Origin of the sequence: Bradyrhizobium sp. CCGB12 (assembly GCF_024199845.1) — a bacterium.
In the GTDB taxonomy this organism is placed as follows: Bacteria; Pseudomonadota; Alphaproteobacteria; order Rhizobiales; family Xanthobacteraceae; genus Bradyrhizobium.
Map to the genome: position 1 here is coordinate 3,033,065 of NZ_JANADO010000001.1, position 13,902 is coordinate 3,046,966.

The window sequence follows — 13,902 nt, forward strand, 5'->3', positions numbered from 1 at the left end:
TCGTAACGTCTTTCATAATCATTATGGCCGCCACCCCACCACGGGCTTTAGCAACACCAGAAGCGTCTGCATGCGGGTACCTCGCTGGTCTAATCGATAAGGCACCGCCAGGGCCGTTGTTCTTGTCCAGCTATCCGACCGTGGAATCGGGGCCTCTCCATGGCGCCGCATACCTTTATGACAATGCGGTGGCCGCCATCGCATTAGTCGGTTGCGGTGAGCGAGACAAAGCACGTCGGATCGGCGCGGCGATTCTCTGGGCTATCGATAACGACCGGACCTGGCATGATGGACGGCTCCGGAACGCTTACGCCGCGGGTGTGTTGGCGAGTGGCTCCGCCAAACTTCCGGGTTGGTGGGACAATACTCAGAACAAGTGGTTAGAAGATCGATATCAGGTGGGCAGCGATGTTGGTAACATGGCATGGGCCATGTTGGCATTGCTGTCGATTGATGATGTGAACACCGGCTCTCGGTTCCGCGATGGTGCAGCACGGCTTGGCGCCTGGGTCGCGCAATGGGCCGATACGCGCGGTACTGGCGGTTTCACGGGTGGTACGTTTGGGCACGAACCGACGCCGGAAGTGCGGACGTGGAAATCGACTGAACATAATACGGACCTTGCCGCCGCGTTTGGCCTTCTTGCGATCCGTACAGGCGAGTCGCGCTGGCGCGATAAGGCAACGGTTGCCGAGTACTTCGTAAATACGATGTGGGATCCGGCATGCGCCTGTTTCGCCGCAGGTACCGCTGAAGACGGTGTCACGCACAATCCGATTTTGGCTCTGGATGCCCAGGTCTGGCCTTTAATGGCGCTCCCCGGAGCGGCCGAGAAATTTGCATCGGCAATTACTACCGCCGAACAGCGAATGAGGGTCGACGAGGGCTTTTCCTACGGTGAAGACCGAGACGGTGTGTGGACCGAAGGGACGGGCCAAATGGCTCTCTTGTTGAAATTGCTTGGCAGGACTGGGAGGGCAAAGTCGTTGATCGCTGTCATCGAATCCCAGAGGTCGCCGGATGGTGGGTTGTATGCCACAACTGCCCGCGAGTTACCGACTGGGTTCGTGTTGGACACCGATCCGACCAAGCCGCGACTCTATTTCCGATTGCCACATCTTGGCGCAGCTTCGTGGGCTGCCCTCGCGGAACGTGGGTTCAATCCCTTTACGGTGACAAAAGGACTTCCGTAGTTGAGCCGCAGTGCTTCTCGTCTCAGCCATTTCGGTCTGTTTTGATTTCGATATGTCCGCAAAGGCTCACAAGCTGACAATCGGCTGGCGGCCCCGAAACGTCGGCTACGGGCCCATGAGGAGACATGAACCGCCCTATTCAATCACCTCGTGGGCCCGCGCGAGCAGGGTCGGCGGAATATGGAGATTGAGTGCCCTGGCGGTTTTGAGGTTGATGATCAGCTCAAATTTGGTCGGTTGCGAAACCGGCATCTCAGCCGGCTTTCCTCCCTTCAATATCTTGTCGACGTAGCTTGCCATTGCTCGGGTCTGCTCCGCCGCATCCTGCGTGTACGCCATGAGCCCACCCGCCGCCGGCAATGCCCGTACTATGGAGAATGACGCAAGTTTGTTTTTCAGCGCCAACTCAATGCTGGTAGCGCGCAAAAGAGTAGGCTGAATGATCACAGCATCGGCCGCGCCATTCCGCATTTCAGCGAAAGCGGTCTCGAATTCATCGTCGGGATGGCGCATCAATGGCTGCGTCGCGACACCGATACTACCCGCGACTTTGTCAATCTCCGCGAGGAAGGATTTGGTGAATGGGTCAGCCGCATTGGCAAGGATCGCCACCCGATGCGCCGACGGAATCGTATCGCGAATCAGTTCGACGCATTTGCCTCCGAGCTGAGCCCCGAAACTATCCACTCCGGTTACGTTGCCGCCCGGCCGAGACAGGCTGGCGACGAGGCCAGTGCCGACCGGATCGCCTGAGGTCATCACGATCGGTATTTCGGCTGTGGCACGTTTTGCAGCCGTAGCCGCTGGCGTCTGCCAGGCGACGATAATGTCAACCTTTAGCCTCACGAGGTCGGCGGCCGCGTCGGCAAGCACGGCTGCATTGCCTCCCGCCGAACGGATTTGCAGCTGGATGTCCCGATTCTCGAGATGGCCGAGTTCCCGAAGTCCGTCGCGCAGTTCTTTCAGGAATGATTCGGGATTCGGATTGCCGAGGACGAGTACGCCAATGAGGCGCGTGACCGGCTGCGCTGTAGCCGCGATTGGCCAAATGACCCCTCCGGTTACAAGACCCAGAAAATGTCGGCGCCTCATGATCGCCCCCGCTTCCGTGGTGAAACGAGCAACGCCGCAAAAGCCGCTATGAACTCTCGCCGCTTCACTCGATCCTCACGGCAGCTTGAGGACGGCGGCACGCACTGTATCACGTCTCGATCATGGTCGCTGCATTGAGCTTACAGGGCGCGTCTCCGCGCGATGTCGCAGTTGGGTCAAAATGCGAAGAACTCGGCCTGAGCAAAACTAGTCCGCTGCCACCCACGAAGCTGACCTCAATGAGACGGTTCCACTACACTGATGGGCAAGCGCGTTGCATAGGACGCCAGCGGGCGATGCCCCAGGGCCGGGCTGATCTGTGTTAGTCTTCAAAACATGGTTGGACGGCTTTGGCGGAGGCGATTGTGAGGCGACGTGAGTTCATCGCGCTCCTCGGCGGCGCGGCGGCAATCCGACCACTCGGCGCGCATGCTGAGCGTCCGCCAGAGCGCATCCTCTATTTCACATACTCCGCCGGCTACCGGCATGATGTCATACCGCTTTCTAAGGTAATCTTGACTCAGCTCGGAAGCAATTCGGGTGTCTTTGAAGTCACTGCAACGGAAGACACGTCTGAATTTTCTACCGAAAACCTCGAGCGCTACGCAGCGGTGATGTTCTACACAACCGGAGAACTTCCGATGAGCGACGCGCAAAAGAGAGCTCTTCTCAACTTTGTGCGCTCGGGCCGCGGGTTCCTCGGCGTTCATTCGGCGACGGACACGTTCTACAATTGGCCGGACTATCTCGACCTGATCGGCGGCTACTTTAATGGTCATCCTTGGCATCAGGCCGTGAAGATCGAGGTGGTTGATGCCGGCGATCCCCTGGTGGCTTTTCTCGGGAATTCGTTGCAAGTCGAGGACGAGATCTACCAGATCAGCGACTTCGACTATCGTGGATCACGCGTGCTTCTGCGCCTCGACCCAAGCTCGGTGGACCTTGGCAAGACTGGCGTACATCAACGATTCTATGGCTGGCCTCTCACCTGGACCCGATTCTATGGCGAGGGACGAGTATTTTATTCGGCGCTAGGCCACGAGCCGTCAGTTTGGCAGGACGCCCGCTACCAGCGAATCCTCACGAACGCTATCACTTGGTCTATGCGAAGGTCGCCCTAGTAGACGCCGCGGCACTTCGCATTTGCGCCACCGCCGGATTCGTAGCCTGGTCCGTGCCAGCGGTTCGGACGGTCTTGGTCTGCGACTTCCGCTCCGGGTCACAAGCGGCGGTGGAGGCCACTGCGGCCTAGCGTCTGGTTTACCGCCCATAGCCGACATTTCGATAGCTTGGGCGCTGTTCGGCTTGGGGCCAATTCCGGACGTCTGCTGCCAATAGGCTCCTCGGCAACGATCTATTAATCGTGAGCGCGAGCTCACGTGCGATTTGATCGATTAGCGCTTAAGTTGTGATCGACATGATCGAAGGCTTGGGTGCAAATCGCATGCAATCGATGGTACGCCGGTGAAGCACCCCAATCCAAGGAAGCATCGATCCGTTCGGCGACTCCACTGGAGTCCGGACCGCGCGGGCATTGTATGGATGCTGGTGTTAGCAATTATTGCTATCGCCATCTTTGCAGCGGTTGCGGTTTATTACCCCTTCCTGCCACAGCGGGACGCCAATGCGGGCTTTGGACCCGATTGGGATTGCACACCTCATCCCATAGGCGAACCCACATGCATCAAGAAGATCGGTCGGTAGCCACGGCCGAACGCTGCTTCTTTGAGCGCGGTGAGGCGACGATCAGGCAATTGATTTCACTCGTAAGGTAAGATCAAAAAATGAGATCAGAGAAATCCATTGTGGTTCGCTCAAGCCAATTTCTGTACGTGGGAGCGAGCAGTGAGGTCCGCGATGGGTCATTTTGGACGGTTTCAGGAGAGATTGTCGGCTGGCTGATGTCCGCTTCTACCCGTTAGCGTCCAACCGGGGCGTGCCCGGAAGCATTGCGTCCGGCCAAACGTCCGCGCCCGAGCAAACGAACGTAGGCCGGATGGAGCGCAAGCGTAATCTGGGACCCGTGTGCCCCGTGGCAACACCCCGGATTGCGCTGCGCTCCATCCGGGCTACGAACTATCACGAGCGGGTCAACGCGATAAAGCGAACCGCTCGCCGTGAGCAGCAGAAGCGATTTCATCGGATCCTCGTACGCCGTCAGACTGAACTCCGGCGTCATCATTTAGCGCGTCAGGAAGGTGGACCGAAGTGAATTTCCGCCCGTGGGATGGGTGCAGCGACCCATCCGCCGTCACGCGACGAGCGAAGGCGGAAGCAATACCCATCGGCTGCGGCAGCGCTTGTGATGGGAGGAACCAATCGACCTCCATTGTTTTGAGATTTGCTGCCTCCGTTAAGGGTGGCAGTGACAAGTTGAGAGGCGAAAATGTTCCTGACGGGACTTGGCGCGCTGCTCATCTTCGGCGGACTCCTCTACATGGCGCGCACTACTATTTGGCGGGGACCCCTTAGCGGTCGGGACTCCCCTCGACAGGTTCGCGACACGCTGGAACCGCCTCGGCGCGGCCTGGGATTCCTTGGGATCGCATCGAACTGGCCGGGAATTGTTCTGATGGCCGCCGGTGCGGTGCTGATGGCGTCAGGCGCGAGCTTCTAGGCTCAACGCGATGAAGTAGCCCGGATGGAGCGCAGCGTAAATCAGCAAACGAACGTAGCCCGGATCGAGCGCAAGCGTAATCCGGGCTACAGATTCCGTTCAGTCCGCAGACCGTAGGATGGGTGGAGCGACCTGGCCGCCCTGGCTCGCCGAGCGGAAGCGATACGCATCGACGCTAGGCGCGACGACGCGTTTCGCAACAGCTCAACCCATCTTACGAACTGCGCTTTACGCCTGCCTCAGCGTAGCTCGCTCATCGACACCTGGGCGGCGATCCCGCTCAGCTCGGAGTCTTGCGGCGCAGGCTCGTCATCGGAAAACGGGCCAACCGACCCCTCAGTCATTCTGCGCTTGACCTGTTCGCATGTCTTGCGGACGTCCTCGGTGAACAGCGCGCATTCTTCGATGCGCTTGAAGATCTTCCGTCCCTCTTCACGATACCCCGCCGCCGTTTCCCGCATGAAGGCGATCGCATCGTGGACCTGGGCCGTCAGCGCCTCGCATTTCCGCGCGGCGTCGATCAACTCCGTACCCATGGCCTCGATCTCTTTTGCCGCGGACTCATAGTCGCGAATGACCGCCTCTGCGCTGAGCGCGCCGACGCGTGACACCCCCTCGGTATGTTCGACATAATCGGGCAGAGAAATGGATGCGAGAGAGCTGCCCGTGCGGACCGAAGCAATGTCCGCCTCGAGCTGAACCAGGTTCACGCCTTCCCGTCTGTGCAATACTTCAACACTTGCCATGGATTGATCCTCTCAATACGCGCCCCGGACCCCAAACAGTATTTGGTTTATTACGGGGATAAATTCGGTTCTACCCCGATCTACTGTTGACAGTCTCAGGTTTGCCATTTTTCCTAATCGATGGCGCCGCACGCAGCGATATTGGAGTCAGCAGCGCTCAACCGCTCCTGGTCGCGGTTGGCCAAGCTGGCAGGTTTTGCAGAAATCGAGCTGTCGAGCGAGAAATGAGTTCGCTGGAGCGAGCGTAGCCCGGTTGGGTCAGCGCGTAGCGCCGCCCGAAGACAGGCTCTGCGTCATCCGGATTCGTGCCATGCGGGCGGTCGTTCGATGTGGAGTGGTACGGCCCCGGATTGCGCTGCGCTCCATCCGGGCTACGAACTGCAAGCTATTCAGCTCCGCGTCGGCTCACCACCAGTATGGCCAGCGCCACCCCTCGTAACGCACCCACGACGACACCATCGGCGGGCCGTAGGGATCGACCTTGTCGTCCTCAGGGCGATAACGATATCGGGGAACGATGTAATAATCCCACGCCGTCGGCCTGAGCACGGGCGCCGTGACGATTAGCCTCTGCTGGGGTTCACGAACAACTTGGGCCTTTCGCGGCCGGGCTTCAGCGCCCGATATCCCGAGGTTGCACAGCACCAGGGCCGTTCCGAGAGCACCTGCGACGGTCATTGTTTTCATGCATCGGTCTCCTTGCCGCAAGAGTGCTCAAGGACGCAAACCAACGCAAGCCAAATCCGCTCCCGACTTTGCTTGAACGAACGCTGTCGGCTCTGGTGGCCTTCGGCCGCCGTCCGCACGGAGCTGCGCGCAAACCAGCTGAAACGTCGTGCGCTCCCCAAGATTGCGGACCGCAATTCAACACGCTAGACGTTAGGCCTTTGAAACAAGTCGATTCGCACCTCTGGGGGATAAATGAACAAGCTGATGATGGCTTTCATCGTGACGTCTTTGTCGCTGGGCATTTCGATGGCCAAGGCCGCTCCCCTGTACGAGTGTGGCGGCAATGCTGCCTGTCAGGCCAAGCGCGATCGCATGTCGCGCGACACCTATGATCGCAACATCAACCGGTGCCTGGCCGCAGCCGGCGCCACGCGCGAGCAGTGGCGCGCGCATGCCGTGCCGCGCCCGCAGGCGGACAAGGTCCGCGCCTGCCTCGAGGCGCACGGCTAACTCCGCCTCCAGGCAGAGCTAGCGCACGATGAGATTAGGTTTGATGCTGCAACGGAGGAGATGCGCTCCCTCTCCCGCTTGCGGGGGAGGGCTGGGGTGGGGGTATCTCCGCAAGCGAGAACCCCTGTGTGGAGAGAGCCCTCACCCGGCGCTTTCGCGCCGACCTCTCCCGCAAGCGGGAGAGGTTGGAAAGAGCCCGCGGCCAATCAATTCAACTTAAAACCATGCCGCTTTAGCGTCGTGCGCTACTCCCGTGCGCGACGCACCGCCTCCTCAAGCCTCATCCTCTGCTTGTCCCACCGAGCCTGCTCCGCCTCAGCACGTTCATCGAGCGCCGCCCGCTCCGCGTCGATCGCCTCCGCGCGCGCTTCGTGCTCACGCCTTGCCTTGTCCAGCGCGGCCTGCGCTGTGGCGACCGCCTTCTCTCGCCGTGCGCGCTCCTTGGCGCGGGCCGCCTCTTCTTTGCGGCGCTCGGCTTCGCGCCGCCGCTCTTCCTTCTCGAACGCCACGGCAGCCTTGCGCGCCTGTTGGTCGTCGGTCTTGCGCGACGGTTTCTTTGCGGTCTTGGCGGCCGGACCCTTCCTGGGCTTATGTTTGGGCCTGGCATCGCCGTCGGCGAGATCGGTCGGCAGCTCCGCGCTTTCGGTGAATGGACCGTCCGATCCGACCGGACGCCTGAGCACGACACCGGGGCTTGCCATGGTCGCGGCGACGATGTCGGGGTCTTCGGTCTCTCTGGCGACGCCCTGATGGAACAGGTTGGAGCTGGCGCCCCAGGCGTCCAGCGCTGCCTTCATCGAGGGCGCGGCGATCGCCTGGTCGAAGAAACCGAGCGAGGTCTGGTAGGTCTTCAGTTTTCGCTTCGGTTTGCTGTTCGGCTCGCTTTTCAATTTTCTTGGCATGTCGCCCCGCGGCCTGGCGACGCACAAGCTCCCCGTCGCACCGGCGCCACCATGCCATAATGCCCCTGTTTTGCCCGACGCGTCAATTTCTATTTCGGTATCACCGAAGTTGGCCGGGAGCGCGTGCAGGCGGAAGCGAAATCCGGATCACGAAAGGATTCGGTATTTTAGAACCTTGAAATCCCTCGCCTTTTCTACTGTGCATGGGGTTGTTTTTCGACATTTTGCTGGATGCCTACGCCCCGATCAGCGCGTCATAGCCCCGCTCGCTGAACGCCAGCAGACAGAACCCGTGCCCGAACGGATCGGCCAACATGGCGATCCGCCCATATGGCGCATCGCTTGCGGCGACCTCGAGGATCGCGCCGGCGCGCAGCGCGCGTTCGACGGCGGCATCGACATCGTCGACGACGACGTCGATATGCACGGGCGTCCAGTGCCGCGCGTAGCGGCGGCGGTCGCCGCCGGCACCCACCGTGCCGGCCTGCTTGGTGAGCAGATACACCGGCGCCGGCCAGCCCAGCAGCTCGACGAAGTCGGTGCCGAAGCGGCGGCCGACGGCGAGGCCGAATGCTTCGGTGTAGAAGGTCGTGGCTGTCTCGACGTCGGGGACGTCGATGTTGAGGAGGAAGGTCATGGGCGCAGCGTAGCCCGGATGGCGCACCGCGCAATCCGGGATTGTGCCGCACCTCCCGTCGCGACATCGCCTGCGGGATCGACGGCATCGGCGCGATGAACCGGACATCGGAGTTCATGCGGAGGGCGCAGCGAGGAAGGCCGTCCGTCGCGGTAACGCTAACGCCGGTTCCTCGTCCCGGAACAAACAATGTTCTTATCGTTGTCGCAATTCCGTGTAAGCTGACGGATGCCGGGCAGGCGTTTGCAGCGCGTAGCGATTTTTTCAACCCGGGGCTGGCTTTTCAGGGTTACCTGATCGATTGCATCACAGCTTTGAGACTTGAGCGGCCGCCTCCGGGCGGCCTTTCTCTTGTCGTGCACCGCGATGCAACTTGCGGTCTACCGCTGCCGCTGCGCGAGGTAAAACCCGCACAGCACCGTGACGAGCCCCGCCGTCTGCAACGTCGTCGGCGGCTCGCCGAGCAGCAGCCAGCCGATCAGGAGCGTCAGCGCCGGCACGATCGCGGGAAAGACGGCGGCGCGGGCGACGCCGAGGCGCTGGACCGAGACAGCGAACAGATAGAGCGCGGCGGGCCCTGCGAGCACGCCCTGTGCCAGCACCTGGATCGCGTTCTCGGAGACGCCGATCGCCGCGATGCGGGCGAGCCCGCCGGTCGCGAGATAAATCGGCAAGAGCAGCAGCGACAGCACGTTGATGACGAGCGCGGCCGACACGGCGGAGACGCGCCAGTGGCGCAGCAGCGCACCAAAACCGGCGAACATGAATCCGGTGAGCACGAAGATCAGATCGCCCTGCACGCCGTCGGCCCCGATATGGCCGATCGATTCCGCGCCGATCACGCCGAGGCCGCCGACGATGACGAGAGCGCCCGCAAGGCGCGAGGCGGAGATCTTCTCTTTCAGGAACAAGGCCGCGAGCAGCAGTCCGCCAAGCGTTGCGCTGGAGGGCTGGATCACGGCGCCATGGCCGAGCGGCACGAACAGGAAACCGGTGTAGGAGATCAGCGCCATCACCGGGCCGCCCAGCACCATCAGCACGAGGCCCCTGCCCCAGCCGATGCCGCAGAGATCGGAGATGCCGGCACGGAAGACCAGCGGCAGGAACGCGATCCCCGACCAGACATAGCGATGCACGAGCAGATCGACCGGAGTGAAACCGACTTTGAGACCATGCCGCGTGCCGGCAAAACCGAGCGCCCAGAACAGCGCCGCGGCCACCCCGCAGACGACGCCGAGCAGCGCCGGGCCTGCATCGTTGGTTTGTTGAGTGAGAGCGTCAGCGCCGCTCGTCCGCTGATCCATGGGAAAAGCCTTATGTCGGCGCACCCGTCCGCTCAACCCACGCGGCTGCAGGGCTGGCACGCGACGAGCTTACGCAGCCGTGGAGCATCACCTCTCCTCCCCGAACACCATCCGCCAGCCCTTGCGCGTATCCATGTATTCGCGCACCTCACGGATCCGATCGCCCGCCACCGTGAACACGAAGCAATAGTCGTTCTCGTACGGCTTGCCGCCGGGAAGCGTGGCGCGCATCCGCTCCTCCACGATCACCACGTCGCCGTCGGCATGGACGCCGCGAAACGCGATATCGATGTTCGAGAACAACCTGTGCATCTCCTGCGCGATGAAGCGCGCGATCGCTTGCGCGCCCACCATGTGGTCGGTGTGATCGAGCGCGATCGCGGTGGCATTGCCCTTCGGCGCGATCCATTGGGCATCATCCGTGAACAGCGCCGCGATACGCGCAGCATCGCGCGAGGAGAAGGTCTTCCAGGCATTCAGGACGATGTCTCTTGGGCTGGTCACGAGGCGCTCCGCGGCTTGCATTGAAACGAGGGCCGCCTTCTAGGCCTTGATGCGCTTTGCCGCTCGCCACAATCGGACTCGGTCATCCCCCCAGCACTTCCCTCCGCAGGCGTCTGCGCTATCATGCGGTCATGCTGAGCTTTGCGACCTGCAACGCCGCGCGCCTGCGCCGCGATCCCCGCTTTGACGGCCGTTTCTTCACGGCGGTGAAGACCACGAGGATCTATTGCCGCCCGGTCTGCCCGGCCAAGCAGCCGCTGACGCGCAACGTCGGCTATTATCCGACGGCGGCCGCGGCGGAAGCGGCGGGCTTCCGGCCCTGCCTGCGCTGCCGCCCCGAGACCGCACCGTTCTGCCCGGCCTGGAACGGCACGCGCTCGACGGTCGCGCGTGCGGTGAAGCTGATCAACGACGGCGCACTCGACCAGGATTCGGTGGTGACGCTCGCGATGCGGCTCGGCATCTCCTCGCGTCATCTGGCGCGATTGTTCGAGCGGCATGTCGGCGCCACGCCGCAGCAGCTTGCCAAGACGTTGCGCGTGCAGCGCGCCAAGCGCCTGCTCGATGCCGGCCATCACACCATGACGGAGATCGCGTTCCAGGCCGGCTTCGGCAGCCTGCGCCGCTTCAACGCCGCCTTCGCAGAACTCTATGGCCGCTCGCCGTCGAGCCTGCGTGCTCCGCGCACGTCATCCGGTCTGCGCGTAACCGCTCAGAACAGTCCCGGGCTGAGATCCAGCCCATAGGTCAGGCTCAGCACGAACACGAACAGCACGGCGGCTGCGAACAGGGTGGCGTGCCTGAGAATGAACGCACGCGGGGAGGTCGTGGCAATAACAGCTTTCTGCGCAACGGGCATGATGGCCTCCATTATGATTTCAAAATTGGCCGCGACGATGCGGCGGCCGCATCAAGCAATGTGACCTGCAAATCAACTGTTAAAAAGCATCACGCTCGTTATGAACGAGCATACATAACCGGCGCCTTCACGCGAACTTGTTCGCGGCCGGATTCTCAGTCAGCGCATCGTGGCGCAATTGTCTCGACGAGACGCGTGAGAAGAGATCGCGCGCTGCGCCACACGCGCGCGGCGCATGCGGCGTCGTAATGTGGATGATCGCATGAGGCAGCGGGTCGCGCGTGGACCCGCCTGCCCTTCATGCGATGTCAGTTCAGCGGGCGGCGCCCGTCGTGACGTCCGCGGTCTTGACCTTGCGGGGGCTGAGCACCTTCACCTGGTGCACCGAGGCGAGCGTGGTGGGCGCCGCGGCCTGCTGCTCGACATGGCCGGCACCGAGCACGCGAACCTGCAGGGGAGAGGCCGGAAATCCATTGGCCTCGTAGGTCGGCAGCTCCGCGGCGAAGGCCGAGGTAGCGCCCGCGATCGTCAGCACGGCGGCGATCGTCAAAGTCTTGTTCATTGTGATGCTCCTGATGGAAGATTCGGAGCACACATTTAAGCGCACTTTGTTGCATTGCGACATGCGCTGTTGCATTGCAACAAGGCATGCCGCGCATGGCGATATGTTTAATGCGTACAAGCCTTGGCCGAATCACGCCGACCGCGACATGGCGCTTTTATGGGCGGCGGTCAGCCACCGAGCACATTGCCCCAACCATCGAAGAGGTAGGCCTTCCAAACCACGGTTCCATCCTCGCGCGGCCGGCTGGCCTGCCGGTAGTCATCGGCCTGATCGGCGGTCCAGGTGATGATCGTATCGGACAGACGATCATGCAGGATGGCGGGCTCGGTGGGATCGAAGCCGTCCATCGGACGAAGCGAGGAATGCGTGCTCATGGGTCCACCAACGTATGGCCCTGCGCAAAGTTGCGAGGCGCACGCAAGTCACCTCGCCAACGACCATCGCGAAAGCCGTGACCGCCTATTTCAGTGCGGCCGCGAGCGATTGCAGCTTTGCGACGAGATTGGTGCCGAGCGCATAGATGATCTCGATGATCGCGAGTGCGATGCCGGCTGCGATCAGTCCATATTCGATCGCGGTGGCGCCGGATTCATCGGCGACGAATTCGGCCCATTTGCATTTCAACTTCACGGATGCGTCCTTCCCATTCCTGCCGAAAATTGCCGGCGCGCGAGCAAGGCACACCACAATCCAAGATTGAGTAAATCTGAATCCTTCAATTTGACGACAATCCGGGCTTGCGCCTTTCGCAGTATATTTTCCGGACGCTGCAGATTTGGAACCGCCGAGGAACTTTCGTTGCAACTTCGCAACACCTCTCCGAAAAGCCTGATTTCGTTGAACTACGCCATTGCGCCGCCACACCGTCCTCCGAACAATCGACGTGCTGCGTGCCTTTCCGTGCAAGTCTGTTGCATCACGACTGTTTGCATCATGACTGTTCGAACCAGACTCGTTCGGACAGAACCGTTTGGAGGCAGGGATCATGAACGATCGGCGGTCTCTTCTGGTGGCGGTCTCGTGCCCCTCGGCCGTTCTCGCCGGCTGGCTGGTGCTCTCACTGTCCGCCTACGCGCCTGCCCTCATCGAGAACAGCGGTGCAAATGCGGCTGCCGTCTCGCGCGCGAAGGATCTCGGCCACCTCGACCTCGCCGACGTCCCGCGCGCGGCAACCATCGAGGACGGTGTCGCCTTGACCGCCGACATCGCTGCTGCGGCGGCGATCCCGCCAACCGTTGAAGCGGCAGCGGCGCCGGAGGCGCCCGCCCCCGCCGTCCAGCTGGCGTCGACCGATCCTGCGCTGATATTGCCGGCGGAGCCGCCCGCGCCTCAGATTTCACCTGAACCGGTTTCACCTGAACCAGCGCCTGTCGTGAGCGAGGCTCCGCTAGCGCCGCCACCGGCGCCCGAGCCCGTCAAACTCGCATCCGCCGATCCCACCGAAATCGTGGCCACGGACGCACTGACCCCCGCGACGATCGCGAGCGGATCCGCCCCGGTTGCAAGCAAGGCGTCGCCGCCCGCGGACACCGTCGCCGTGCTCGACGAATGCTTCGTCGTGGACGCCTGCATCGACCGCTATCTCTGGGCGCTCTACCAGCGCACGCCGAAGGAGGATTCGATCAAGGTGGAGGAGCGCCGCCCTGTCACCATCAAGCGCAGAGGCAAGACGGTGACCGTGATGCGCAGCTTCACCAAGCTGGTCGACCAGGATTTCACCTGGAAGGATCCTAAGGCGGCCGAGCACGCCAAGATGTCGATGATGGATTACGTCATCGGCGGCATGGACAAGAGTTTCAAGCGAAAGCTGTTTCGCACGCTACTCGCGGCCGAGGCCGCCGGCCTGTCACCGGGCATCACCAGCGCGTTCCGCGACGACTATCGCCAGTCGATCGCGAGCGGGCTCAAGGCCGCCTCCGACCGCTCCTATCACGGCGGCAGCACGCGCGGTGGCTACGGCCACGGCATGGCCGCCGACATCGTCAGCACCCAGGGTAACAACCGCGCGCAGCGCTGGGTCTCCACCGAAATCCTGTGGAAGTGGGTCGACGCCAACGGCAAGGCATTCGGCATCGGCCGGCCCTATCTCGGCCGCGATCCGCCGCATGTCGGCCCGATCGACGGCCCGGAATACATCTCGCGCCGGGGCACTGGGGATCGCAAGGAAGCCGCCAACGTTAAGCAGAGGAAGGTGCGCGCAGCGGCCCATGCAAAGCCGTCCAAAGCACATGCCGCGCGCGAGCAGAAGAGCCCGGCAAAGCCGCAGAAGGCGGCGCAATCGGCCGGCAAACGCGCGACCTGAAG

16 protein-coding genes are annotated in these 13,902 nt (G+C 62.1%); 5 read left to right on the forward strand and 11 right to left on the reverse strand.

Annotation, left to right across the window (positions count from 1 at the left end):
* The first annotated feature begins 122 nt into the window (after positions 1-122).
* Complete coding sequence (locus NLM27_RS14535) at positions 123-1,193, forward strand: hypothetical protein (RefSeq protein ID WP_254143954.1); 1,071 nt, start codon at positions 123-125, stop codon at positions 1,191-1,193.
* Positions 1,194-1,328: 135 nt separating this feature from the next.
* On the opposite strand, the gene NLM27_RS14540 is transcribed toward NLM27_RS14535, so the two are convergent.
* Positions 1,329-2,285, reverse strand: coding sequence for an ABC transporter substrate-binding protein (locus NLM27_RS14540; protein WP_254143955.1), 957 nt, complete (start codon positions 2,283-2,285; stop codon positions 1,329-1,331).
* Positions 2,286-2,650: 365 nt separating this feature from the next.
* Between NLM27_RS14540 and NLM27_RS14545 the strand changes: the two genes are divergently transcribed.
* Positions 2,651-3,406 (forward strand): ThuA domain-containing protein, encoded by a 756-nt coding sequence (locus tag NLM27_RS14545; protein ID WP_254143956.1) that lies wholly within the window; start codon positions 2,651-2,653, stop codon positions 3,404-3,406.
* 1,735 nt (positions 3,407-5,141) lie between these two features.
* On the opposite strand, the gene NLM27_RS14550 is transcribed toward NLM27_RS14545, so the two are convergent.
* Both NLM27_RS14550 and NLM27_RS14555 read right to left on the reverse strand, forming a co-directional pair.
* Positions 5,142-5,648, reverse strand: a complete 507-nt coding sequence (locus NLM27_RS14550; protein WP_254143957.1) for a hypothetical protein — start codon at positions 5,646-5,648, stop codon at positions 5,142-5,144.
* A gap of 405 nt (positions 5,649-6,053) precedes the next feature.
* The gene (locus NLM27_RS14555) at positions 6,054-6,335 is read right to left on the reverse strand and encodes a hypothetical protein (RefSeq protein ID WP_254143958.1); all 282 of its coding nucleotides are present in this window, start codon (positions 6,333-6,335) and stop codon (positions 6,054-6,056) included.
* A gap of 234 nt (positions 6,336-6,569) precedes the next feature.
* On the opposite strand from NLM27_RS14555, the gene NLM27_RS14560 reads away from it, so the two are divergent.
* Positions 6,570-6,827, forward strand: a complete 258-nt coding sequence (locus NLM27_RS14560; RefSeq protein ID WP_254143959.1) for a hypothetical protein — start codon at positions 6,570-6,572, stop codon at positions 6,825-6,827.
* A gap of 245 nt (positions 6,828-7,072) precedes the next feature.
* On the opposite strand, the gene NLM27_RS14565 is transcribed toward NLM27_RS14560, so the two are convergent.
* From NLM27_RS14565 to NLM27_RS14580, 4 genes are all read right to left on the reverse strand, one after another.
* Positions 7,073-7,729 carry a cell envelope biogenesis protein TolA gene (locus tag NLM27_RS14565; protein ID WP_254143960.1) on the reverse strand — a complete coding sequence of 219 codons (657 nt, stop codon included), beginning with the start codon at positions 7,727-7,729 and terminating at the stop codon, positions 7,073-7,075.
* 235 nt (positions 7,730-7,964) lie between these two features.
* On the reverse strand, positions 7,965-8,366 hold the full coding sequence (locus NLM27_RS14570) for a VOC family protein (RefSeq protein WP_254143961.1): 402 nt from the start codon (positions 8,364-8,366) through the stop codon (positions 7,965-7,967).
* A 380-nt stretch (positions 8,367-8,746) separates the two neighbouring features.
* Entirely contained in the window at positions 8,747-9,670 is a 924-nt protein-coding gene (locus tag NLM27_RS14575; protein WP_254143962.1) for a DMT family transporter, read from the reverse strand.
* 87 nt (positions 9,671-9,757) lie between these two features.
* Positions 9,758-10,174 (reverse strand): nuclear transport factor 2 family protein, encoded by a 417-nt coding sequence (locus tag NLM27_RS14580; RefSeq protein WP_254143963.1) that lies wholly within the window; start codon positions 10,172-10,174, stop codon positions 9,758-9,760.
* Positions 10,175-10,305: 131 nt separating this feature from the next.
* On the opposite strand from NLM27_RS14580, the gene NLM27_RS14585 reads away from it, so the two are divergent.
* The gene (locus NLM27_RS14585) at positions 10,306-10,920 is read left to right on the forward strand and encodes a bifunctional transcriptional activator/DNA repair enzyme AdaA (protein ID WP_254143964.1); all 615 of its coding nucleotides are present in this window, start codon (positions 10,306-10,308) and stop codon (positions 10,918-10,920) included.
* Here the strand turns inward: NLM27_RS14585 and NLM27_RS14590 are convergent.
* The 4 genes from NLM27_RS14590 to NLM27_RS14605 form a co-directional block, all read right to left on the reverse strand.
* Positions 10,887-11,033: a hypothetical protein gene (locus tag NLM27_RS14590; protein WP_254143965.1), complete on the reverse strand. Its 147-nt coding sequence runs from the start codon at positions 11,031-11,033 to the stop codon at positions 10,887-10,889. The genes NLM27_RS14585 and NLM27_RS14590 overlap by 34 nt on opposite strands.
* Positions 11,034-11,346: 313 nt before the next feature.
* Positions 11,347-11,595 carry a hypothetical protein gene (locus tag NLM27_RS14595; protein ID WP_254143966.1) on the reverse strand — a complete coding sequence of 83 codons (249 nt, stop codon included), beginning with the start codon at positions 11,593-11,595 and terminating at the stop codon, positions 11,347-11,349.
* Positions 11,596-11,765: 170 nt separating this feature from the next.
* Entirely contained in the window at positions 11,766-11,972 is a 207-nt protein-coding gene (locus NLM27_RS14600; protein WP_254143967.1) for a hypothetical protein, read from the reverse strand.
* Positions 11,973-12,057: 85 nt separating this feature from the next.
* Positions 12,058-12,222, reverse strand: a complete 165-nt coding sequence (locus NLM27_RS14605) for a Flp family type IVb pilin (protein ID WP_256570218.1) — start codon at positions 12,220-12,222, stop codon at positions 12,058-12,060.
* A 361-nt stretch (positions 12,223-12,583) separates the two neighbouring features.
* Between NLM27_RS14605 and NLM27_RS14610 the strand changes: the two genes are divergently transcribed.
* Positions 12,584-13,900: a hypothetical protein gene (locus tag NLM27_RS14610; protein ID WP_254143969.1), complete on the forward strand. Its 1,317-nt coding sequence runs from the start codon at positions 12,584-12,586 to the stop codon at positions 13,898-13,900.
* Positions 13,901-13,902: the final 2 nt, after the last annotated feature.